This window comes from Clostridium sp. MT-14, assembly GCF_042436595.1.
Classification (GTDB): domain Bacteria; phylum Bacillota; class Clostridia; order Clostridiales; family Clostridiaceae; genus Clostridium_B; species Clostridium_B aromativorans.
In genome coordinates this window covers 13,157-37,223 of the sequence record NZ_JBHMIY010000034.1, presented here as the reverse complement: position 1 = coordinate 37,223, position 24,067 = coordinate 13,157, and the positions used below count along the sequence as shown (strand labels likewise).

The window sequence follows — 24,067 nt, the reverse complement described above, 5'->3', positions numbered from 1 at the left end:
ATTTTGTTCCATATATTCAGGATGCTTCTCAAATACTGGTCCTATGGATCCTAAAACTTCTTCTACTGTTTGTAGGAATTCAGGCTCATCCTTATCTCTTTTCCTCACCTTTTCCAATACCCTGCTAATATAATCCCTTGCCTCTTTTACCGTGTCAATATAATCTCTTATCTCTTTGTCTGACATGTTTTAAATATCCTCCTCATTAATTATCGTCATTTAATTTATCAGAACGCTTGCTGCTTAAAAATACATATTTTATTAAAATAGTTACATAGTGAATGCATCCATACATTAACGTTTAGCAAGATATATTCCAAATATGTATAAACTACAAAAATCATTTATACTACAGTATACAAATATATTCTTACATAGTTTCATAATTCATTTACGAATAGCTTTAATCCTATCATCATCTCCTCCCAACCAATGTATACAAATTTATTCATTTATAATTTAATATATTCATTTATGAATAGCTGTGGGTATACTTTTTTATCTTCCTCGCAGCTGTAGCCTGACTAATGCCCAATACTTGTCCTACTTTTACAGTCGTTTTATATTTTTCAAGGGCTTTCAAAATTAATTTTCCTTCATAATTATTCAATTGTTCTTTTAGAGAAACATTTTTAGTATTAGAATCTTTTTCATATTTATTTTTCACATTGTCTTCTAAAAATCTCTTGTTAATGATATCATCATCTGACAACAATAAAATCCTCTCAATAGTATTTTCCAGTTCTCTTATGTTACCCGGCCATTTGCAGTTAATCAGCATATCAACAGCTTCTGGATTAAAGCTTTTATTTAAACCATATTTTTCATTAATTTTTCTCACAAAATACGAAATCATATCCGGTATATCCTCTTTTCTCTCTCTAAGAGGTGGAATATTAATACTGACTACGTTTAATCTATAAAACAAATCTTCCCTAAATTTTTTTTCCTTGATTAATTTTCTTAAATCCTGGTTTGTTGCTGTTATAAGGCGAAAATTTACTTTAATAATTTTAGTTCCCCCTATTCTATTAAAAGTTTTATCCTGAATAACTTTAAGTAATTTCACTTGCAAATTTAAAGGAAGATCACCTATCTCATCCAAAAAAAGGGTTCCATTATCAGACAATTCTATCAACCCTAACTTTCCTTCTTTTCTAGCCCCTGTAAAAGCTCCTCCTTCATATCCAAATAGCTCAGACTCCAAAAGATGTTCTGGTATAGCACCACAATTTAGCTCTATAAACTGTCTTTTTGACCTTTTACTTAAACTATGAATTAACTTTGCAAAATAACTTTTTCCCACACCAGTTTCTCCAGTAATTAAAAAATTTACATCAAAATCTGCAACTTTAGTAATAAGATTAAATATCTTTTTCATCTCTTTATTTTTACCCATCATAAGATTAGGATTTATTCCTTTATCAACTAAATGCCTCAATTTTTTAGTATAAACTTTACCATTTCTTTCTAAAACTTCAAACTGTTTTTTTATCTCTACAAATGTTTGCACATAATAGGAAAAACAGACTACCTTTACTATACAGCCATTAGCATCCTTTATAGGAATAGCAGTAACTAAAATTTCATTATTTAACTTATTTTTTTGAAGCATTGTAATTTTTTGCTTTGTTCTTAAAACCTTTACAGCAGCTGAAGGATAAAACACACGTAATTTTTCCAACTCAAATACATTTCTCCCTAATAGATCCTGTTTTTTTATATCATAAAATTTCTCGAAAAAATTACTGATATTTAAAATAACACCCTCCCCGTCAGTTACAATAATGTCCTCATTATCATCTTCCACAAGATTCATCACATTATCACTTTTAGTTTTTATAGTTTCAATTAAAGACATGCTAATATCCTGAAGAATAGCTATTTCATAACCGTCTAATTTATCAAATGGTAAAAAATAAACAGATATTAAATTTTCATTTTCTCCAATTATATAAATATTTTTTAAGTATTCCGTAAACTCTTTCTTTGAAGAATACCTAAGTATATTTTTTAGATTTTTTTCAATAGATAAATTATCCTTCAGTATCCTACATGCTTTCTTATTAGGAATTATTCGCTGCTCCGTAACTTTATAAAGTACTGCCGGAATGGAACTCGAATCTATTGAATTATCCAATGTGAATCCCCCCATAATTGATCCTTTTATAAAGAATAAGTATTTATATGTACTTTTTTACATTTACTTTCAAAATATCTATAAATTATCTATTTTCTATCGTAATTCTATTATATCAGTATTCTTATATATTGAAATATAACCAATTTGGAAAACCAATTCTGTAATATCAAGGAAATTTATTTTTATGAGATGCGAAATGATTAAACTATAGAGATTTTTCATTATATTATATATTTTGCCCTCCAAATAGAGTGTACTATTATTTTAAGCAATTATTATGCCATTCCTGTAAATACTGCATTAAAATACCAGGTTTACTTAATATCTCAATATTATAATGTGAATTTCATTTTATGATTTAATAAATTTTAATAAAATTTATTCACAAATGAATATTCATTTTCATAAATGAATAGATTGATTAAATAATTGATTAAATATTTGTGGCTCATTCCCAATTCGCTGAAGGCAATAAAATTTTTATTCATAATTGAATTTTATTTTCTTAAGATATCAATTTTTCGTGATCTTAAATTCTTTAATTACTACAAAAGCCTAAATATTTAGACTTTTCCTTTTTTGGCATTCTTTTTGCTCATAAACATTAGTGAATGCATTCACATTTAAAATTTAACCATACTTATATTTCTCTTTTTTAGTAGACATTTTTATTACCTACAATAATTTCTTACCATCAGATGCAAAATTAAAAGTAAAAGTATATAAATTTTTAAGGAGAGTCTAAAAAATGAAATTATCAAATGAACTACCAAAAATTATCACTAAAACACTCCCTGGACCTAAGGGGCAGGCTATTATAGATAGAAGATCAGCTGCATGTGCAGCTGCAATCAAATGCGGTTATCCTGCTGTTATGTCTAGGGCAGAAGGTGCAATGTTCGAGGATCCAGATGGAAACAAGTTCCTTGACTGGGTTGGCGGGGTAGGAGTAACTAACCTTGGTTACAGTAATCCTGAAGTTATTGATGCTATCAAGAAACAAGCTGATAAATTTTGTCATGCAATGTTTAACATTACTACTCATGAAGGTTATGTTTCACTGGCAGAAAAACTAAATAAAATCGTGCCGGTAAAAGGTACTGTTAGAAATACCATGTTTATCAATAGCGGATCAGAAGCTGATGAAAACGCTGTAAAAATCGCTAAAGCTTTCACAAAAAGGCCAAACATAATAGTCTTTTCAGGTGCTTTCCACGGAAGAACAAACTATACAATGGCTATGACTGGTAAAAAAAGTTATGCTATTGCTCAGGGACCTTTCCCAGACGGCATATACAGAGTGGAATTCCCTTACCTCTATAGAAGACCAGAAGGAATGACAGAATCAGATGCCATCGATTACTATATAGGCAAATTAAAAAATGCACTTATCGAATTAACTCCAGCTGATTATTGTGCTGCTATAGTTGTTGAGCCAATACAAGGTGAAGGTGGGTTTGTTCCAGCTCCCATTGAATGGGTTAAAGAAGTTAGAAAAATATGTGACGAAAATGGGATAATGCTCATAGCTGATGAAGTTCAAAGCGGCTTCTCCAGATCGGGAAGAATGTTCGTTTCAGATTATTGGAAAGAAGCAGGTTGCGAACCAGATATCATCACAATGGCTAAATCAATAGCCTGCGGTGTTCCAATGAGTGCAATCACAGCTAGAAAGGAAATATTTGATGGAGTACCATCAGGTACAATAGGTGGTACTTATGGCGGAAACCCACTTGGTTGTGCAGCAGCATTAAAAGTTATCGAAATCATGGAAAGAGAAGATTTTCCAGGAAAAGCACTTAAAATAGGTTCCAAAATAACAGAAGGATATAACCAATGGAAAGAAAAATACGATGTAGTTGGAGATGTAAGAGGTATTGGTTCAATGATCGGCATTGAATTCGTAACTGACAAAAAATCTAAGACACCAAATCCAGCAATAGTTAGTGCAATAATTAGCGATGCAGCTAAAATGGGTTTGATACTTGAAAATGCAGGTACTTATGGAAATGTTATCAGACTATTAGCTCCGCTTTGTATGACTGACGAGCAGGTCAATGCAGGTCTTGAAATATTTGAAAAAGCTATTGTAAAGAATTTAGCTGTAAAATAATTAAAGTTGTAAGACCATATTGAATTATTCTTTATTACTCATTTTATAATAAATTTCCACCAGCTTTTAACTGGTGGCTTTTTCTTTTAATTCTAAAACACCATGTTATTAAAGATTCATATTTAGCAAATTAAAAAATTTTTAATCACCCCAAAAAATTTTTCTGCATAAATTGATAATATACTCATTTTATGCGGAGGTCATGTATGAACATTTTACTGACAAACCTACACTACATCTATATAATTTTTATTTTCATAATAATTATAGCCATGGCATTTAAACGAGACATATCACTTATATGCATAATTGGGATTTTCATATTGGGCATATTTGCAACAAATTCCATACCTAAATCCGTCATGGGGATTTTTAACAGTTTTGTCTATGCTACTAAAGAGCTTATGCCTACGATTTTTATAATATCTATAATAACCGCTATGAGCAACGTTATGGTTGTCGTTGGAATAAATAAAGAACTGGTATCTCCCTTTAAAAAAATAATGAAATCCTATTGGATGTGCTATTGGATTATAGGCATCATCATGATGGCCCTGTCCTGGTTTTTCTGGCCATCTCCTGCTGTAGCCTTAATAGGAGCATTATTCTTACCTATAGCTAAAAAAGTAGGTCTTCCGCCTATAGGTGCTGCAGTAGCCATGAACTTATTTGGCCATGGTATAGCTCTGTCCAGTGATTTCATAATACAAGCAGCTCCAAAACTCACAGCTGATGCGGCAGGAATAAAAGTTTCCAGTGTTATATCTGCAAGTATACCTTTAACCATAATAATGGGAGCAGTCACTACAATCACAGCTTTTTATATGCTGAGAAGAGATATGAAAAATGGAAATATAGACATGAGCTTTCAAAAAGAAGAAATGATAATGGAAAGAGAAAAAAACACTATTGTCATACCACGTTTTTTGAGAAAATTACTGACCATATTGACAATAGCTATATTTCTGTCGGATATAGTACTTATGTATATATTCAAACTTCAGGGAGGAGATGCAACAGCTTTAATAGGTGGAACTGCTGTGTTCATTTTGAGCTTGATTTCAATTATAGCTTACCGTAAAAGATGTCTCGAAAAAATCACCTCTCATATTGTAGACGGCCTTATATTCGGATTCAAAATATTTGGTATAGTCATTCCTATAGCAGCCTTTTTTTACCTCGGAGATTCAGCTTTCACTGAAATATTTGGAAAGGTACTTCCTGCATCCTCTAACGGCATTGTCAATGACCTGGGAGTAGCTTTCTCAAATATAGCGCCTGCCAATCCTCTTCTGGCATCTGGTACTTTAACTGCGGTTGGTGCTATAACGGGACTGGACGGTTCAGGGTTTTCAGGTATACCACTAGTAGGATCTATAGCAAAATTATTTTCCACAGCAATAGGAGGCGGTGTATCTACATTGACAGCTATGGGCCAAATAGCAGGTATATGGGTTGGAGGCGGAACTATAATTCCCTGGGCTGTAATACCTGTTGCAGCTATATGTAAGGTAAATCCCTTTGAACTTGCCAAAAGAAATCTAATACCAGTTATAATAGGCTTAGTGGTAACTACTATATTTGCATCATTTTTAATATGAATATAAAATTTTTAAGTTGACTTATTGAAGGTTAGATGATATAATTTAATACTGCATCAGTTTGTTGCTGTATGCAGTATTAGAGCAATATATCTTATAACCTGGGGGCGCAATGGTTTCGACGGGGATGAGATGTGTTTGAGAAGCGAGTCGAGGGAACCTGTGGACCCGCGTTAAAAAACTATGGGATTAAATTTAAACGCAAATAATAACGAAAATTTAGCTTTAGCAGCATAGTCTGCTAGCCGTCAGCCTGGATTTCCCGCGCTCCAGTGTCTGGCGCCGACAGCGGGGTACCGAGTCCAGCAAAGCTTTGACCTGGAAACGGAAATTATGAAGCTACTGAATTCAGAAGCCTGTCCTTAAGCGTCTGAAGGAGGGAATGTCAAACTAGGGACTGCACTCGGAGATGCTCAAATGTTTCCATTTTCGGACAGGAGTTCGATTCTCCTCGCCTCCACCATACATATCAATATCTAAAAACTATTTGACATACATTTTTTCGCCATACTACTAAAAATGTTTAAAATTTTTCTCTTTATTAGGACAAGAATATAAAAAATTAATCTCTTTAAATTTTATCTGAATTTAAATATTTGAAATAACTTATTCAAAAATCCTTTATTGGCATTATCCATTTCTACTTGGTATTGAGTATAATACGCATCCTTTATAACTTTTTTAAAACCTTTAACTTCCTTTATTAAATGTTCACTATTAGTTAAACATGATTGAAAAAATCCATTAAAATTATCTTGTAAATTAAGTTTTAATTCGTCATTTTTACTATCAATTTTTTTAGATATAAATTTTGTCATCTTGTCAATAAACTGGTTGTGTAAATCTAAGTTAATTTCATCAATTTTATCAAATTTAGAATTTAGATATTCTTTAATTTCCTCAAATAAATCCTGTTTGAATTTATCAAGGCTTTTATTTTGAGCCTCAATAATTGCTGAGGTAATATTTTTAATATATAATAAATTGACCTTTTGTATATCATCATTTAACTGAATTTTAAAATTATCAAATTGAATTCGTTGTTCTTCTTTAATTGAATCAATAAGTTCTTCAACAGATAATAAATTACTTCCTGGATGCTGAACTTCATTATCATTCAAAGGTAATTTGCTATAATAATCTTGAATTTCTTTAAGAGACATGCCCCTATTTTTTAATTTTATCAAAAACTCTAATTTATCGATATCAGCATCAGTATAACGCAATTCTTTATCTACTATTTGAATTTTTAGAAGATCGTCAAATATATTTGTATAATATTTTATGTTATTAATATTTTCATTCAACAGATTAGCAACCTGATCAATAGAATAGTACAGTATTTCGCCTCTTTTCTTATTTTGAATTCTATGATCAACTTTTTGTGTATCTATATATTTATCTTTATTATCCATAATAATTAATCCCCCTTTTTCTTTTTTCGAGCAACTAGAAGATAAGCTTAAGTAAAAAATATTATTAGTTTAAAAAATATAATGTTACTCTGACTTTTTTCGATAATATATATATAAAATATACTAAGGGTGATTAATTATGGAAAAAGGCAAAATGTTATTGGTTTCACTAGGTCAAGGTGCTGGGAACATTGTAGATGGATTACTAAACAGGAATCCAAGATACAATGGATTATTTATAAATAGCAGTTTATTTGATATTAAACCATTAAAAAATGCAGATATGACAAAAAATGTATATTTGTACCCAGGAACAGATGGTTCAGGAAGAGACAGATCTAAATCCAAAGAAATGATAAAAGATAATGCTAATGCTATAGGAACATTATTGAGCAAATACCCTTTGACAGAAGTGGTTGTAGTACTTACAACTATGGCTGGAGGGACAGGTTCTGGGGCAATAAAAACCTTTGTACAAATAGTAAAAAAAGTGTTACCAAATTCTAAAATAAATGTAGTGGCTATTTTACCCAGTTTAAAAGAAGACGAGTTAGCATTTAAAAATACACTGGAATGTTGGAATGATATAAATAGTATAATGGATTTAATAAATGACGTTAAATTTGTAGATAATAATAAAAGGAACACGTATAAAGAAATTAATAATGAAGTAATTGAAAGCTTGGATCTGGCATATAACATAATAGGTATCCATGCCTATGGTACCATTGATAATAAAGATTCATTCAAAATAAATACAGCAGATGGGTCAGGACTTATTTTAAAATTGTACGATGGGTTAAAAGATGTTAAAACTGCTGTTGATCTGGCAATAAAAAATAGTGTGTTTGTTCAACCAGATGTATATGATTGTGATTATTTGGGGATCAATTTAAAAATTGACGGGTATGATCCATATGAAGTGACTAAATTATTTGAAGTTTATAGAAGTACATATATAACATATAATAAGAAAAATAATATAGTAATTCTTGGAGGATGTGAAACTCCTACAGAATCAATAAATTTAATAAAGATGGCTTTAGAGGATAAAAATAAAAGAAAATTATCAAGAAATAAAAAAAGAAGTGTTATTATTGATCTAGATACAGATAGTAAAGAAAAGGAAGATGAATTAGATGTACTCAATAATAACGAACTTAGTAATTTATTGGAAGATAATTATGATTTCTAGATCTATTATTCATTGATTTCAAGGAGGTTTGAAAATATGAAATTATTTATAGATACTGCCAACGTAGATGAAATACGAAAGGCCAATGAAATGGGTGTAATCTGTGGGGTTACTACAAATCCTTCTTTAATTGCAAGGGAAGGTAGAAATTTCAGGGAAGTTGTAAAAGAAATAACCACCATAATAGATGGTCCCATAAGTGCAGAAGTTATAAGTCTCGAGGCTGATAAAATGGTAGAAGAAGCTAAAGAATTAGCTAAAATACACAGGAATATAGTAGTAAAAATTCCCATGACCTCTGAAGGTTTAAAAGCTGTAAAGATTCTTTCAAAAATCGATATAAAGACCAACATAACATTGGTTTTCTCTGCCTGCCAGGCATTACTTGCTGCAAGGGCCGGTGCAACTTACGTAAGTCCTTTCTTGGGCAGATTAGATGACATTGGAATAAACGGAATTGAACTCATAGAAGAGATAGTTCCCATATTTAAGCTTCACAATATCACCACAAAAATTATCTCAGCCAGCATAAGAGGACCTCTCCATGTTATAAATGCTGCAAAAGCAGGATCAGACATTGCAACAATTCCCTATAAAGTTTTAATGCAAATGATTAAACATCCTCTAACTGATATAGGAATTCAAAGATTTTTAGACGACTGGAAAACCGTACCCAAAAATTCTTAAACTCTAGGTTGGTTATATATTGTACAATGAGGGATACTGAGCAGTTCACAGCTTTTCCTGTACCATTCACTTTAAATATGAATATTTTCACCTAAATCTCTATTTAAGGTATCCCTCAGATATCTTATAAAACAAAAAGCTAACCTGAACTCGAGAATCACTTGATCTCCTATCTATACTTTTGTTTCATCTGCCTGTCTATATCTCTCTTGGCTGCTTTCTCTAAAAGTGCATTTCTTTTGTCGTAATTTTTCTTCCCCTTTACAACTGCTAAATTTACCTTCACCCTTCCATGTTTAAGGTAAAGAGATAATGGAACAAGTGTATATCCCTGCTGGGTAGTGTATCCAGCCAATTTCATTATTTCTTTCTTATGAAGAAGTAATTTTCTGTCTCTTAAAGGATCTTTATTAAAAATACTTCCTTTATCATAGGGACTTATGTGCATATTCCTTATAAATATTTCTCCATTTCTTATTTCTCCATAGCTATCTTTTAAATTGGACTTGCCCTCTCTTATAGATTTGACTTCCGTTCCAACCAATTCTATTCCAGCTTCTATAGTCTCTTCAATAAAATAGTCATGTCTTGCCTTTCTATTTTCAGCAAGAGTTTTATTACTGGACTTTTTTTTAAGCATGATAATATCACAATCCCCCTTTTATTTCAGTGTTCAATTTTTATCTAAACTGTTTCTTCCTACTAATTCGAAATATATTTCGTGTGCGAACATATCCACTTTTAACACACGAATTTTCACTTCATCTCCCAATTTGTATATATTCCTGGTTTTTTCCCCCATGAGGCTCAGATGCTTTTCATCATATAGATAATAATCATCCTCTAAAGTGCTAATATGAATCAGTCCTTCAACTGTATTTGGAAGTTCAACAAACATCCCAAAATTAGTAACTGAAGATACTATACCATCATATTCTTCGCCGATTCTCTTGCTCATATACTCTGCCTTTTTAAGATCGTCTACTTCTCTCTCAGCATCTTGAGCCAATCTCTCTGTATCAGAAGACTGTCTTGATGCATACTCAACTTCTTTAGCTAACTTTTTTATTCTGATTTCATTTAACTTCCCATTTATAAACTCCTTAATTATCCTGTGAATAATTAAATCAGGGTATCTTCTTATGGGTGAAGTAAAATGGCAGTAATACCTGGCTGCCAGTCCAAAATGGCCTACACATTCTGGTGAATATCTGGCCTGTTTCATAGAACGAAGCAGCAGTGTGCTTACCACTGTTTCCTCCTTCTTCCCCCTTACTTTTTCTATAATATCCTGAAGAGCCTTAGGATGAATTTCCTGCCCCCACTTAACTGCATAACCCAGATTATGGACAAATTCGTTAAAACGCATTAATTTTTCCTCATCTGGATCCTCATGTATTCTGTATACAAAGGGTATACTAGTCCAAAACATATGCTCTGCTATGGTCTCATTACATACTAACATAAATTCTTCTATTATTCTATTTGATATTCCCCTCTCATAGGGTTCAATTTTTACGGGTACTCCCAATGAATCCAGCGTTATTTTACATTCTTCAAAGTCAAAGTCTATAGCACCCCTTATCTTTCTTTTTCTATTTAAGATCCTGCAAAGTTCTTCCATGAGTTTAAATGTATCTACAAGATAATCATACCTTTTTATAACTTCTGCATCCTCATTTTTAAGTATTTTAGTGACATCTGTATAGGTCATCCTCTCATTGCTTCTTATTATGCTCTCCACAATATTATGTTTTAATACTTTTCCTTTTCTATCTATTTCCATAAGACAGCTTAAAGTCAACCTATCTTCATTAGGATTTAAACTGCAGATGCCATTGGATAATTTTCGTGGAAGCATTGGTATAACTCTGTCTATAAGATATACTGAATTTCCTCTTTTTAACGCTTCTTTATCCAGAGGACTTTTTTCATTCACATAATGTGATACATCAGCTATGTGAACTCCTAGATAATAATTGCCATTTTCAAGCTTTCTTAAAGATACAGCATCATCTAAATCTTTAGCATCTTCACCATCTATAGTGACTGTAATGACATTTCTCAGATCAACTCTTCTTTTATATTCACTCTCAGGTATTTCCACAGGTATATTTTCTGCATAGGACAAAACCTTTGCCGGGAATTCTTCTGGAAGATTATTTTTCTTTATTATAGTCAATATGTCTATTCCCTTTTCTCCTCTTTTGCCTAAAATATCTATTATTTTTCCCTCTGGATTCCTTCTATTATCAGACCACTTGGTCACTTGAACAGTCACTATATCTCCTGTTTTTGCACCTTTTTTACACTCTTTAGGTATAAATACATCCTGACATATACGCTTTTCCTCCGGGACAACAAAGCCGAAATTTTTACTATCCTCAAAAGTACCTATTATTGTCTTATTTGCTCTTTCAAGTATTCTTATTATTTCGCCCTCACACTTTTTTCCGTTATTCTCCTCTTTAATTACTTTGACTACAACTTTATCTCCATTCATGGCACCATTCAAGAAAGAAGAAGATACAAATACATCCATTCTTTCATTATCCGGTATAACAAACCCATACCCCTTTTGGTGACCCTGAAATCTACCCGTAACAAGCCCCATCTTGTCAGGTAATCCATATCTATTTGTACGTGTTCTAATTACCGATCCTTCCTTTTCCAGCTGATCTATAATTTTTTTAAAATCCTCTATTTCACTCTTCTTTATACAAAATACTTTTCTCAATTCTTTTACTGTCATAGGCTTGTATGCTTGTTCTTTCATAAAATTTATAATTGCTTCTTTTATATTCATCTTTTCACCACCTTTTATTATATTGACATTAAAGGAAAAAAATATTCAATATTAAGAACAAATGTATTTAAATCTCTATAAAAAATAAATAGAGTAAATCATACTCTATTCATATAAACTCCTTCCAAATATAGCTATTTCATTAAATTTTGAATTATACATATAACTGCAAATACTATAGCCAAAAAAACAGTTAATCTGGACAGCATGGCTTCTGATGTCCTGGACTTATTTCTTGAATAAAAGCTTTCAGCTACACCTCCAGATATGAAACCACTTAGTCCATTGGTTTTTCCTGGCTGCATAAGAACTACTGCCACAAGCATAATTCCTATTATCAATTGTAAAATCATTAAAAAAATATTCATGGCCCTTCACCTCCTGCCACTACATGCAAAGTATTATCTTCCTGAATCTACATATAATTAATATTAACATATATAAATACTAATTTCAATTTATAAAATCTCTTATAAAACTTAAACGGTGAAGTCCAGGCACTTATAATCAAACTCCACCGTCCCTAAAAATTACCCGATACTATAAAGTGCATCCAATCCTCTATACTCAGCTGCTTCTCCTAATTCCTCTTCTATTCTTAAAAGTTGATTGTATTTTGCCACCCTCTCGCTTCTGGCTGGAGCCCCGGTTTTTATCTGACCTGCATTTACTGCTACCACCAGATCCGCAATAGTTGTATCCTCTGTTTCACCGGATCTATGGGATACCACTGCAGTATAACCGGCTCTTTCTGCCATTTCTATGGCATTTAATGTTTCTGTAAGGGTTCCTATTTGATTTAATTTTATAAGTATAGAATTTGCAACCTTTTTAGATATGCCCTTTTTCAACCTCTTAGTATTTGTTACAAAAAGGTCATCACCCACTAATTGTATTTTATTTCCCAATTTTTCAGTAAGCATTGCCCATCCTTCCCAATCTTCTTCAGCCATTCCATCCTCCAGTGAAATCACAGGATATTTTTCCGTAATTTCAACATAGAAATTCACCATTTCTTCAGGAGTTAAAACTTTTCCCTCGCTTTTTAGATTATATTTTCCATCTTCATAGAATTCAGATGAAGCAGGGTCCAATGCTATATATATATCTTTTCCCGGCTTGTATCCAGCTTTTTCTATGGCCTCAACTATAACTTGTATTGCCTCTTCATTGGATTTTAAATTTGGAGCAAATCCACCCTCATCACCTACCCCGGTGTCATACCCTTTGGATTTTAATATGGATTTTAACGTATGATAAACTTCTGAACCCATTCTAAGAGCCTCACTAAAACTTGGTGCCCCTGCAGGCATTATCATGAACTCCTGAAGGTCTACATTGTTATCTGCATGTTTCCCTCCATTTAATATATTCATCATCGGTACAGGAAGAACTTTTGCATTTACCCCTCCTATATATTGATAAAGACTTAATCCCAAATATTCAGCTGCAGCTCTCGCACATGCAAGAGATACGCCAAGCATGGCATTGGCCCCTAATTTCCCTTTATTATCAGTTCCGTCCAATTCTATCATTGTTTTATCTATCAACACCTGATCAAATGAATTCATCCCTATAAGTTCTTCTGCTATGTAATTGTTCACATTATCTACAGCTTTTAGTACACCTTTCCCTTTGTACTTCTCAGTCTCTCCATCCCTGAGTTCTACAGCTTCAAACTCTCCTGTAGATGCCCCAGACGGTACTGCTGCTTTTCCCATAGTGCCATCCTCCAGTACAACTTCTACTTCTACAGTAGGATTTGATCTTGAATCAAGTATTTGTCTTGCCGTTACATCCACTATTTCTATATAATTTTTCATAAACACCAGCCATTATGAAAAATAATGGCCTTCTCAACTCCTTTCAAATAAACATATTATTTCAAAATAAGACTTTTACCTGTCATTTCTTCAGGTTTTTCAAGTCCCATAATTTCTAGCATCGTAGGTGCAATATCAGCTAATATGCCATCTTTCCTTAAGGGATTTGTATTTTTTGATATATATACAAACGGTACCTTATTAGTGGTATGAGCTGTCATAGGCTTTTGTGTAGAATAATCTATCATCTGTTCAGAATTTCCATGATCTGCAGTTATAAATACAGTTCCATCTTTCTCTAATACTTTATTCACAATTTTGCCCAGACATTCATCTACCGCTTCTATGGCCGCTTTAGCCGCCTCAAAAACTCCTGTATGCCCTACCATATCTGGATTTGCAAAATTCAATATTATCATATCGTATTTATCCATATCTAATCTATCTAATAATTGAGCTGTAACTTCTCTAGCACTCATTTCAGGCTTTAAATCATAAGTGGCAACTTTAGGTGAAGGTATAAGCACCCTGTCTTCATTCCTATTTGGCACTTCAACTCCTCCATTGAAAAAGAAAGTAACATGTGCATACTTTTCGGTTTCCGCTATTCTCAATTGATTTTTTCCCATATTACTCACATATTCTCCCAGAGTGTTTTTGTAATATTCATTCTGGAAAGCTGCATCTACATTTTCTATAGTAGCATCATAATCAGTCATGGTTACAAATTCCAGATTGAGTCTATCTCTTTTGAAGCCATCGAAAGTATTATCATTTATGGCTCTTGTAAGCTGTCTTGCCCTATCCGGTCTGAAGTTGAAAAATATCACAGAATCTCCATTCTTTATAGTGGTTACAGGAACTCCCTTCGTCTCGATCACAGCTGGAACTATAAATTCATCCGTCTTGCCATTTTCATAAGAATTCTCTATAGCTTCCAATGCACTATTAGCTTTATTCCCTTTGCCATACACCAGTGCATTGTATGCCAATTTTACCCTTTCCCATCTCTTATCTCTATCCATAGCATAATATCTACCTGATACTGTCGCTATTTTACCCACTCCAATGTCATCCATATATTGACTTATATCTCTTATATAGCTGGCAGCTGAAGATGGCGGAACATCTCTTCCATCTGTAAAAGCATGAATATATACTCTATTAATACCCCTTCTCTTGGCAAGCTGCAGAAGTCCCTTTAGATGATCCATATGAGAATGTACTCCTCCAGTTGATACAAGTCCCAGCAGATGAAGATCTGAATTGTTTTCAATAACATTATCCATGGCTTTATTTAAAGATTTATTATCAAAAAAACTTCCATCTTCTATAGATTTTGTAATTCTGGATAAATCCTGATATACTATTCTCCCCGCACCTATATTCAAATGTCCTACTTCTGAATTGCCCATCTGACCCTCCGGCAATCCCACACTCAATCCACTTGCTGACAACTCAGTATGAGGATATTGTTTAATATATTTATCAAAATTAGGTTTATACGCTGCTCTGACTGCATTTCCTTCTTTTTTTTCAGAAATTCCAAAACCATCTAATATTATAAGTATTACTGGATTTTTTTTCATTTTTACCTCCAAAACTTTTAAAAGAGCTCAAATAAATTTTTTCAATAATTTACTATCGCTGAAAAATCAGCTGATTTTAAGCTTGCTCCTCCAACTAAGGCCCCATCTATCTCAGGCTGTGCCATCTGTGCTTTTATCGTATATGGTTTCACAGAACCACCATATTGAATTCTTATTTTTTCCGCAGTTTCTTTTCCATACATTGAAGCTATTACACTTCTTATATAGCCTATGGTTTCATTTGCCTGTTCATCCGTTGCCGTTCTGCCTGTTCCTATAGCCCATATGGGTTCATAAGCAACTACCAGCTTTTCAATTTTTTCATTTTCAATACCTGCCAGATCTAATTTTACTTGCTTCCCCAAAACTTCATGGGTAATATTCAATTCTCTCTCATCCAATGTCTCTCCACAGCAGACTATTGGAATCATATCATACTCAAAGGCCTTTTTAATTTTTTTGTTAATACTCTTATCCGTTTCAGCAAAATATTGTCTTCTCTCACTATGCCCAATTATAACATAATCTACCCCAATGGATCTAAGCATATGTGGAGATACTTCACCGGTATAGGCACCGCTTTCCTCGTAGTGCATATTCTGTGCCCCAACCTTTATATTAGTTCCTTTTACTGCCTTTATTACTTCACTTAAACAAACATACGGAGGACATATCACTACATCACATTTTGCATTCTTTACAAGAGGTTTCAATTCCTCTACCAACTTCAACGCCTCATCTAAGGTTTTATTCATTTTCCAATTTCCAGCTATTATTGGTTTTCTCATTTATATCAAACCCTCCTCTTTTTAATCAAAGTTCAAATATTAAATATACTAAGCTTTAATTCTAATCCCCGCTCATTGTTATTTATCATTAAGTGCTGCTATTCCAGGCAATTCCTTCCCTTCCAAAAATTCCAGAGAAGCACCGCCGCCAGTAGATATATGTGTCATCCTGCTGCCAAACCCAAATTGATTAACAGCTGCTGCACTGTCTCCACCACCTATAATTGTAGTAGCATTTGATTCTGCCATGGCTTTAGCTACGGCAAAGGTACCATTGGCAAAATTCTTAAATTCAAACACCCCCATAGGCCCATTCCAAACTATAGTTTTAGCATCTGCTATTGCATTTTCATACAATTTACATGTTTTAGGTCCAATATCCAGCCCCATATACCCTTCCTCTATATTTTCCGTTTCTGTAACAATGGGTTTCGCATTTGCATCGAACTTATCTGCCGCTACATTGTCTACAGGTAAAAGTAACTTTACTTTTTTAACCCTTGCTTTATCTATCATTTCTCCAGCATATTCTATTTTATCCTCTTCCACCATGGAATTTCCTATAGTATATCCCTGAGCTTTGGCAAAAGTATAACTCATACCCCCGCCTATTATAAGGGTATCCACTTTTTCAAGTAAATTATTTATTACATTTATCTTATCTGAAATTTTAGCCCCGCCCAGTATTGCAACGAAGGGTCTGGTTGGATTTTCAACTGCATCTCCCAAGAATTTAAGTTCCTTTTGAATAAGATAACCGCATACGGCTGTATTCAAAAATTTAGTAACCCCAACTGTGGAGCAATGAGCTCTATGAGCCGTTCCAAAAGCATCATTCACAAAGATTTCGGCAAGAGATGCCAGCTCTTTAGAAAAATTATCTTCATTTTTGGTTTCCTCTATTCTGTATCGTGTATTTTGTAACAATACTACATCTCCACTTTTCATATCCTGGACGGCATATTTTGCGTTTTCTCCCACTACATTGTCATCCGCTGCAAATATAACTTGTTTTTTGAGCATTTCTGAAAGCCTTTTTGCAACTGGTTCCAGCGACAATTCAGGCTTTGGTTCCCCCTTTGGCTTCCCGAGATGGGAACAAAGTATAACTTTTGCACCATTTCTTATCAGATACTTTATAGTTGGAAGAGCTCCAATCAATCTATTTTCATCCGTTATTGTGCCATCTTTTAGTGGAACATTAAAATCACATCTTACTAACACTCTCTTTCCACTTACATCTATGTCCTCTATCGTTTTTTTATTAAAAACCATTCTGCAATCAACTCCTTTACTAAAATTTTACCTTATATTTACCACTAAGTACATAGTAAATAAGCCCGGCCTCATAGTCAAAACTACAAAACCAGGCCTTATAATAATTATAATCTATCAGCTACATATTTAGTCAAATCTGCCAATCTATTTGAATATCCAAACTCATTGTCATACCAGGCAATAACCTTCACCATATTTCCCTCTATAACCATAGTTGACAATCCATCCACTATGGAGGATCTCTCGTCTCCCCTGTAATCTACAGATACCAATGGTTCATCACTATAACCGAGTATTCCTTTCATATCAGTTCCAGCAGCTTTCTTAAATGCATCGTTCACCTCTTCTACTGTGACATCTCTGGATACTTCTGCTACCAAATCTGTACATGACACTGTAGGAGTAGGCACTCTAAGCGCAAATCCATTTAATTTTCCCTTCAATTGGGGAAGTACCAAAGCAACTGCTTTTGCAGCACCTGTAGTTGTAGGAATCATGGATTCACAGGCAGCTCTTGCCCTTCTTAAATCTTTATGTGGAGCATCCAGCAGTCTCTGATCTCCTGTATAAGAATGAACTGTAGTCATCAGTCCTTTTACTATTTTAAACTCTCTATCCAAAACTTTTGCAAAAGGTGCCAAGCAGTTTGTAGTACAGGAAGCATTCGAAATTATATTGTGCGCAGCAGCATCATATTTTTCTTCGTTAACTCCCATAACTATCGTTATATCTTCATTTTTAGCCGGTGCAGATATTAAAACTTTTTTAACTGTTCCGCCAAGATGTACTTTGGCTTTTGTAGCATCAGTAAACAAACCTGTTGACTCAATAACTATTTCAGTACCCAATGAATCCCAATCTATATTTTTAGGATCCCTTTCTGCAAATATCTTTATTTCATTACCATTTACAACTATTGAATTGTCCTTTGCTTCTACAGTCCCATCAAATCTTCCATATAAAGAATCATATTTCAAAAGATGTGCCAGTGTTTTTGCACTAGTTAAATCATTGATACCTACAATTTCCAGGTCGTTTGAATAATGCTTAACCAGTGCCTTAAATACATTTCTTCCTATTCTCCCAAAACCATTAATTCCAACTTTAACCATTCATAATTCCTCCTATAATAATTAAATATTTATATTTAACAATTAAATTAATAGCAAATTTATTTTAATCCTTAAAATTACTTGATAAATTTCACAATTTGCCTGGCAGCCCCCTCGTCAGTAATCAAAATGCTGTTACGGTTATTTCTTTCAACGGCCAACATGGCCTCTGCTTTACTGCTCCCTCCTGCCACAGCTATCAGTGTCTTAATTTTTCCTATTCTTTCATTCTTTATTCCTATACTGGGAGTAGAGTATATTATTTTCCCCTGTTTATCAAAATAATATCCAAAAGCTTCCCCTACTGCACCTTTTAACTGTATTTCACCGATCTTATCCTCGGACATCCCTCTTCTTTTTGCCATTTTATAGGCCCTTCCTATGCCATATATGAGTATATCCGCATTATATATATTTTTTATTATGTCTTTTACATCTTTCTCCTTAATAATAGTTTTCACAGCTTCATCACTCAAATTATCAGGTACATGAAGCAATTTATACGTTCCAGCAATTTTATTTGCCAATTTAGCAGACAGGGTATTTGCCTGGGTTTCCACATTTCTTCCCATACCACCTCTAGCTGGTACTACCAATACGTTTTTTAAGTTGGAAGCTTCAGTAATATTATCAATGACAGCTTTCACCGTAGATCCGCCTGTAAGCGCAATTATATCATTGTCCTTTACTATGCTTTTAAAATAATTTGCAGCAGTTCTTCCTATTTCATTCACCACGGTTTTATCTTTGTCACAATCTCCTGGTACAATTATAATATCTTTCAGTTCAAGATTATCTTTTATAAACTTCTCAATCTCAGACAATCCTCTCAACTCACGTATGAAATCTTTAAGCTTGTTGATAATTTCTTCACCTTCTACTGTCACCGTCATACCTGGAGCATTTATTTCAATAAAACCTTGAGCCCTCAAAAAATTTATTTCTGCTCTAACTATTCTCTCTCCAATGCCCAAATTATTTGCCAGTACTCTTCTTCCAACAGGCTGGTTATAGTATATAGTTCTTAAAATATCATATCTTTTTTTTAATAATCCTATTAATTCAGGTACTATTTTTTGTTGAAATTTAAGTATGTCTTCCAACATTACACCTCCGGGCTTTAAATTGTCCCACTGTTTCATAAATTGTCCCACTAATATTATAAAACATATATGGATTTTTTTAAATAGTATTTTAAAAAAAATTACCATTATTTTTAATAACATATAACACAGGGAGAATTAAAATCTTTTTCTCCCCTTCGATGATTTTATACCCATATCTTCTCTATATTTTGCAACAGTTCTCCTGGAAATATTCATACCATGCTCATTTATCAGATCACATATTTTTTGATCCGACAATGGTTTTTTCCTATCTTCTTCATCTATCATTTTCTTAATTTTATTTTTAATAATAAGCGCCGATACATTTTCTCCATTAAATCCGCTTATTATTCCAGTAGTAAATAGAGCTTTTATTTTTATTGTTCCCTTGCTGGTATATATATATTTATCCCTTATAGCCCTGCTTATAGTGGACTCATGCATATTCATACTGTCTGCTATTTCTTTCAAAGTCATGGGTTTCAGATATCTCTCACCATAGTCAAAATAATCCCTTTGTTTTTCCAATATTTTTTCAAGTACTCTATATATAGTACTTTTTCTATGCTGTATACTTTTCATCAAAAACAGTGCACTATTTAATTTTTCTTTTACATAACTCACTGCATCTTTATCGTTTTCATTATTGATTATGTCCTTATACATTGAGTTTATAGTCAATTTTGGGGTTAAATCATCATTCATAATTATATAATATTCATTATCAATTTTTCTTATATATGCATCCGGTACTATATATTTTACATCCTCCCCGGTATAGAATCCCCTGGAGGGTTTCGGATCGAGAGTCTTTATTAAATCCCCATATTCTTGAGCTTGTTTTACATCTATATTCAATTCTCTTGCTATAACATTGTATTTATTTTCCGCTATCATCTCAAGATATCTATCCACTATTATAGATATCCTTTCATCCTCTATTCCCTTCTGTCTTATCTGTATTTTTAAACACTCCGCTAAATTTCTTGCCCCTATTCCACAAGGCTCAAGGGCTTGTATTACGTTTACACAGTATGCTGCCAGATCTTTTGAAATCTTAAGTTCCTCTTCTATTTCTCCATTTTCCAGCACTAAGTATCCTCTATCATCTATATTTTCTATAATATACAGACATATTGCCTTTACATAATTATTTTCATCAAGATCCCTCACCTGACCTTTTAGATATTCCTTCAAAGACTTTTTTTCAGAAATAAAATTAAATGGGGATATCTCCTCATCATCACTTTTTTCATAACTGTGATGGCTGTAATTGTCAAAATCAAGATTTTTTATAATTTCCCTATAATCCAATTTATCTTTTTCCATTTCGTTATTATTGGCATTGGATTCTTTAACATCAAGTACCGGATTTTCTTGAATTTCTTTTTCTACATATTCTTGAAGTTCAAAACTTGACATTTGAAGCAGCTTCACAGATAGCTGCATTTCTTGAGTCATAATCAACTTCTGTTCTTGAGTTAAATTAAGGCTAAAATCCATATTCACATTTATACACCTCCATTCACAATTATCATGTTTAATTGCCTGAATTATAGTTAAAATTTATTTCTTTACTTTTATTATATCATGAAGTAATAAAATTAATAAAAATTTTATTAAAAGTTTTTTATCGATAAATATAAAAACAGAATTTAGTACTAAAATACTATAATACAAAAAACCTTTTATATCGAATGAGAGTATTTCTGAAAATAAAGGCCTATTAATTTTTCTTTGATCTATATAAAGAACCAAAAATAACAATATGGAACATTATTTTTGCCGAATTTTTGATGACAAAAAAGAAAGAGCTCTNTAATTTTTCTTTGATCTATATAAAGAACCAAAAATAACAATATGGAACATTATTTTTGCCGAATTTTTGATGACAAAAAAGAAAGAGCTCTTATTTTATAGGAGCCCTAAACCATTTTGCGAGGCGTTTATAAATGGCACAGCAATTTAATATTTTATGGATACACTATACATTTAATCTTTTTTTATATCATAAAAAGCCTTTCAGTTATTTCTTTTCCAATACATGCAGATTGATATGTACACACTCATTTTAGATGAATCGTACTTTTTATTGTATTTTCAGGTAGATCCACTCTGCTGTCTGTAATTATTTTTATATTTTCCACCTTTAATACAAGTTCCACCTTACTTCATATTTGGAAAGCTCAATTGCTTTAATGCCTCGTAGGCAACTATGGCCACAGTATTGGACAAATTTAAAGAGCGGGTACTAGTTTTTATCATAGGAACTCTAATGCATCTTTCAGGATCGCTATTCCTTATTTCATCAGGCAGCCCACAGCTCTCCCTTCCAAATACTATAAAATCTTCATCTTTAAATTTAGCATGATGATAAAAATTTTTACCATGGGTAGTAGAAAAATAAAACGAATTTTTTTTATATTTTTCCCTAAGTTCTTCATAAGAGTCATATAAATTCAAATCCAGGTACTTCCAATAATCCAGTCCCGCTCTTCTCAAATGCTTTTCATCTAAACTAAACCCAAGAGGTTTTATAAGATGAAGTCTGGAACCCGTAAGTACACATGTTCGTGCAATATTGCCGGTATTCTGTGGTATTTCAGGTTCAAATAAAACTATATTCAAACTCAATTTTATTTCCTCCTCCAATTTTCTACTTAACAATATAAGATATATAGATATGAAATTTCATAATGATCTTCTGTTTTTAAATCAGGCTTGCTAGTTCAAAAGTCCCATTAAATATATTACTCCATATTAATGTTACAGTAAAGAGAATGCACTCCCAAATGCACTATATAATTTATAACTTTCATATTTTCAATTTTCCATGTACAACTATATACTACAGCAATCTTTCCGTAATCTCCAAAATGAAATATCAGTTCTTATGATTTTCATTTAAATAATCAATTATTCCCTTTGAAATATTTTCTCCAAGCCTCTTTAACACACCTTCATCTGACAATCTTGCCCTATCTTCAGCATTGGTTATGAAGCCACATTCCACAAGAACTCCCGGTATTTTACTGTATCTCAGCACAGCCAGGTTTTGTCTTTTTATACCTCTGTTTTTCCAGCTATCGTTTTTCACAGCTTCTCTTTCTATCGATTCAGCTAACTTTACTCTTTCATTCTTCTGATATCCATTTATATCATAATACAACGTAGTTATACCACTGAAATTATTATCACTTAAAGAATTCACATGTATCGAAACAAATACATCTGCATAGGAGGAATTTACTTTATCACCTATTTCGTCAAGACCTAATAGCTTGTCCTCATTACGTGTAAGAAACACCACATTTCCCTTACTTTTTAAATATGACGCAGCATATCTTGCTATTTTTAAAGTCAAATCTTTTTCATACATATTTCCATAACTCGTACCCTTATCCATTCCCCCATGTCCAGGATCAATTATTATGTAATACTTTTTAAGGGGAGTATATCTATTATCCGAATCCTGTCTATGCATTGAATTAAAAACGGGAGTAGTAGTTATATTAATTGAGTTATTTACATTCAATATTTTTATATATTTTCCGAAAACGAGCATTATCAAAATAAAAAAAACATAAAAAAGCACATAATTTTTTCTGCCCTTAATTCCCATAGTACCACCCACCTTGCTTCAGTTTTATTTACACAATATACTTATTATACCATTTATTTACTTTATATTCCATAAAGTATTCATCTCTACTCTATAGAAAATAAATACATACATACTTAACTCAGCTTTAATACTCACTTAATAATAATATACTAATATAAAATTATAAATTTGCAAAAGAGGTGATTAATTATGAAAGCATTGAATATATGCATTGATATTGACGGAACAATTACTGATCCATATTTTTGGCTGGATAGTGCCAACAAATATTTCAACAAAAATATAACCTCGGAGGAGATTACTCAGTATGAAGTCCACAAAGTCCTGAAAGTATCCAGAGAAGATTACACTAAATTTTACAATAAGAATAAATTCACCCTTCATAACAGAGAAGATATAAACAAGGACGCCGTTGATATAATTCAGGAACTTATAAAATCAAACAATATCTATTTTGTAACCGCCAGGGAAAAAAGTCTTGAAATCCTGACACGTGAATATTTAAACAGAAATAAAGTACCATATGATGGAATTTATGTTCTGGGAACTTATCATAAAGTGGATACAGCCAAAAACTTAAATTGCGATCTATTTATAGAAGATAGTTTTGAAAATGCTGTTGAACTATCAAAAAATGGTTTCAAGGTGCTGCTTGTAGATACAAATTATAACCGATTCCCGTTGAAAGAAAATATAAAAAGAGTTTTTAACTGGTCGCAAATCTATAATATAGTAACAAGGGTACTATTACAGGAAAAGGCTGTGTAATAGTACCCTTTATCATGT

General features: G+C 32.6%; 19 protein-coding genes, 1 other RNA gene and 1 pseudogene. 6 read left to right on the top strand and 15 right to left on the bottom strand.

The window, feature by feature from the left end:
* Both ACFHWD_RS17560 and ACFHWD_RS17555 read right to left on the bottom strand, forming a co-directional pair.
* A pseudogene (locus ACFHWD_RS17560) lies at positions 1-186 on the bottom strand (hypothetical protein); the annotation flags it as partial.
* A gap of 286 nt (positions 187-472) precedes the next feature.
* Positions 473-2,140: a sigma-54-dependent Fis family transcriptional regulator gene (locus ACFHWD_RS17555; RefSeq protein ID WP_179978402.1), complete on the bottom strand. Its 1,668-nt coding sequence runs from the start codon at positions 2,138-2,140 to the stop codon at positions 473-475.
* A gap of 751 nt (positions 2,141-2,891) precedes the next feature.
* Here ACFHWD_RS17555 and ACFHWD_RS17550 point away from each other — a divergent pair.
* The 3 genes from ACFHWD_RS17550 (at position 2,892) to ssrA (ending at position 6,320) form a co-directional block, all read left to right on the top strand.
* On the top strand, positions 2,892-4,256 hold the full coding sequence (locus ACFHWD_RS17550) for an aspartate aminotransferase family protein (protein WP_150356217.1): 1,365 nt from the start codon (positions 2,892-2,894) through the stop codon (positions 4,254-4,256).
* A 206-nt stretch (positions 4,257-4,462) separates the two neighbouring features.
* Entirely contained in the window at positions 4,463-5,857 is a 1,395-nt protein-coding gene (locus ACFHWD_RS17545) for a hypothetical protein (RefSeq protein ID WP_150356218.1), read from the top strand.
* Between the two features lie 103 nt (positions 5,858-5,960).
* Positions 5,961-6,320, top strand: a transfer-messenger RNA (tmRNA) gene (gene ssrA, locus ACFHWD_RS17540).
* A 115-nt stretch (positions 6,321-6,435) separates the two neighbouring features.
* Here ssrA and ACFHWD_RS17535 read toward each other — a convergent pair.
* Positions 6,436-7,272 carry a MerR family transcriptional regulator gene (locus tag ACFHWD_RS17535; protein ID WP_150356219.1) on the bottom strand — a complete coding sequence of 279 codons (837 nt, stop codon included), beginning with the start codon at positions 7,270-7,272 and terminating at the stop codon, positions 6,436-6,438.
* Positions 7,273-7,411: 139 nt separating this feature from the next.
* Between ACFHWD_RS17535 and ACFHWD_RS17530 the strand changes: the two genes are divergently transcribed.
* A complete protein-coding gene (locus ACFHWD_RS17530) occupies positions 7,412-8,467 on the top strand; it encodes a cell division protein FtsZ (RefSeq protein ID WP_229981989.1) in 1,056 nt (351 codons plus the stop codon).
* A 36-nt stretch (positions 8,468-8,503) separates the two neighbouring features.
* Complete coding sequence (gene fsa, locus ACFHWD_RS17525; protein WP_150356221.1) at positions 8,504-9,154, top strand: fructose-6-phosphate aldolase; 651 nt, start codon at positions 8,504-8,506, stop codon at positions 9,152-9,154.
* Positions 9,155-9,323: 169 nt separating this feature from the next.
* Here fsa and smpB read toward each other — a convergent pair whose 3' ends face one another.
* From smpB to ACFHWD_RS17465, 12 genes are all read right to left on the bottom strand, one after another.
* A complete protein-coding gene (gene smpB / locus ACFHWD_RS17520) occupies positions 9,324-9,794 on the bottom strand; it encodes an SsrA-binding protein SmpB (RefSeq protein ID WP_150356222.1) in 471 nt (156 codons plus the stop codon).
* A 33-nt stretch (positions 9,795-9,827) separates the two neighbouring features.
* On the bottom strand, positions 9,828-11,960 hold the full coding sequence (gene rnr, locus ACFHWD_RS17515) for a ribonuclease R (protein ID WP_378062806.1): 2,133 nt from the start codon (positions 11,958-11,960) through the stop codon (positions 9,828-9,830).
* Between the two features lie 134 nt (positions 11,961-12,094).
* On the bottom strand, positions 12,095-12,328 hold the full coding sequence (secG, locus tag ACFHWD_RS17510; RefSeq protein WP_150356224.1) for a preprotein translocase subunit SecG: 234 nt from the start codon (positions 12,326-12,328) through the stop codon (positions 12,095-12,097).
* Positions 12,329-12,490: 162 nt separating this feature from the next.
* A complete protein-coding gene (gene eno / locus ACFHWD_RS17505; RefSeq protein ID WP_179978399.1) occupies positions 12,491-13,783 on the bottom strand; it encodes a phosphopyruvate hydratase in 1,293 nt (430 codons plus the stop codon).
* A gap of 56 nt (positions 13,784-13,839) precedes the next feature.
* Positions 13,840-15,372 (bottom strand): 2,3-bisphosphoglycerate-independent phosphoglycerate mutase, encoded by a 1,533-nt coding sequence (gene gpmI, locus ACFHWD_RS17500; protein ID WP_150356226.1) that lies wholly within the window; start codon positions 15,370-15,372, stop codon positions 13,840-13,842.
* 41 nt (positions 15,373-15,413) lie between these two features.
* Positions 15,414-16,160 (bottom strand): triose-phosphate isomerase, encoded by a 747-nt coding sequence (tpiA, locus tag ACFHWD_RS17495; protein WP_179978398.1) that lies wholly within the window; start codon positions 16,158-16,160, stop codon positions 15,414-15,416.
* Positions 16,161-16,238: 78 nt separating this feature from the next.
* A complete protein-coding gene (locus ACFHWD_RS17490; RefSeq protein ID WP_150356228.1) occupies positions 16,239-17,435 on the bottom strand; it encodes a phosphoglycerate kinase in 1,197 nt (398 codons plus the stop codon).
* 107 nt (positions 17,436-17,542) lie between these two features.
* The gene (gene gap, locus ACFHWD_RS17485) at positions 17,543-18,550 is read right to left on the bottom strand and encodes a type I glyceraldehyde-3-phosphate dehydrogenase (protein WP_150356229.1); all 1,008 of its coding nucleotides are present in this window, start codon (positions 18,548-18,550) and stop codon (positions 17,543-17,545) included.
* A 77-nt stretch (positions 18,551-18,627) separates the two neighbouring features.
* Complete coding sequence (locus tag ACFHWD_RS17480) at positions 18,628-19,653, bottom strand: sugar-binding transcriptional regulator (RefSeq protein ID WP_150356230.1); 1,026 nt, start codon at positions 19,651-19,653, stop codon at positions 18,628-18,630.
* Between the two features lie 138 nt (positions 19,654-19,791).
* Entirely contained in the window at positions 19,792-21,159 is a 1,368-nt protein-coding gene (gene rpoN, locus ACFHWD_RS17475) for an RNA polymerase factor sigma-54 (protein WP_150356256.1), read from the bottom strand.
* A gap of 663 nt (positions 21,160-21,822) precedes the next feature.
* Positions 21,823-22,290 carry a tRNA (cytidine(34)-2'-O)-methyltransferase gene (locus ACFHWD_RS17470; protein WP_150356231.1) on the bottom strand — a complete coding sequence of 156 codons (468 nt, stop codon included), beginning with the start codon at positions 22,288-22,290 and terminating at the stop codon, positions 21,823-21,825.
* A gap of 250 nt (positions 22,291-22,540) precedes the next feature.
* Complete coding sequence (locus tag ACFHWD_RS17465; RefSeq protein WP_150356232.1) at positions 22,541-23,278, bottom strand: N-acetylmuramoyl-L-alanine amidase; 738 nt, start codon at positions 23,276-23,278, stop codon at positions 22,541-22,543.
* A 192-nt stretch (positions 23,279-23,470) separates the two neighbouring features.
* Here ACFHWD_RS17465 and ACFHWD_RS17460 point away from each other — a divergent pair, with 192 nt between their 5' ends.
* Positions 23,471-24,049 carry a hypothetical protein gene (locus ACFHWD_RS17460; RefSeq protein ID WP_150356233.1) on the top strand — a complete coding sequence of 193 codons (579 nt, stop codon included), beginning with the start codon at positions 23,471-23,473 and terminating at the stop codon, positions 24,047-24,049.
* Positions 24,050-24,067 lie beyond the last annotated feature (18 nt).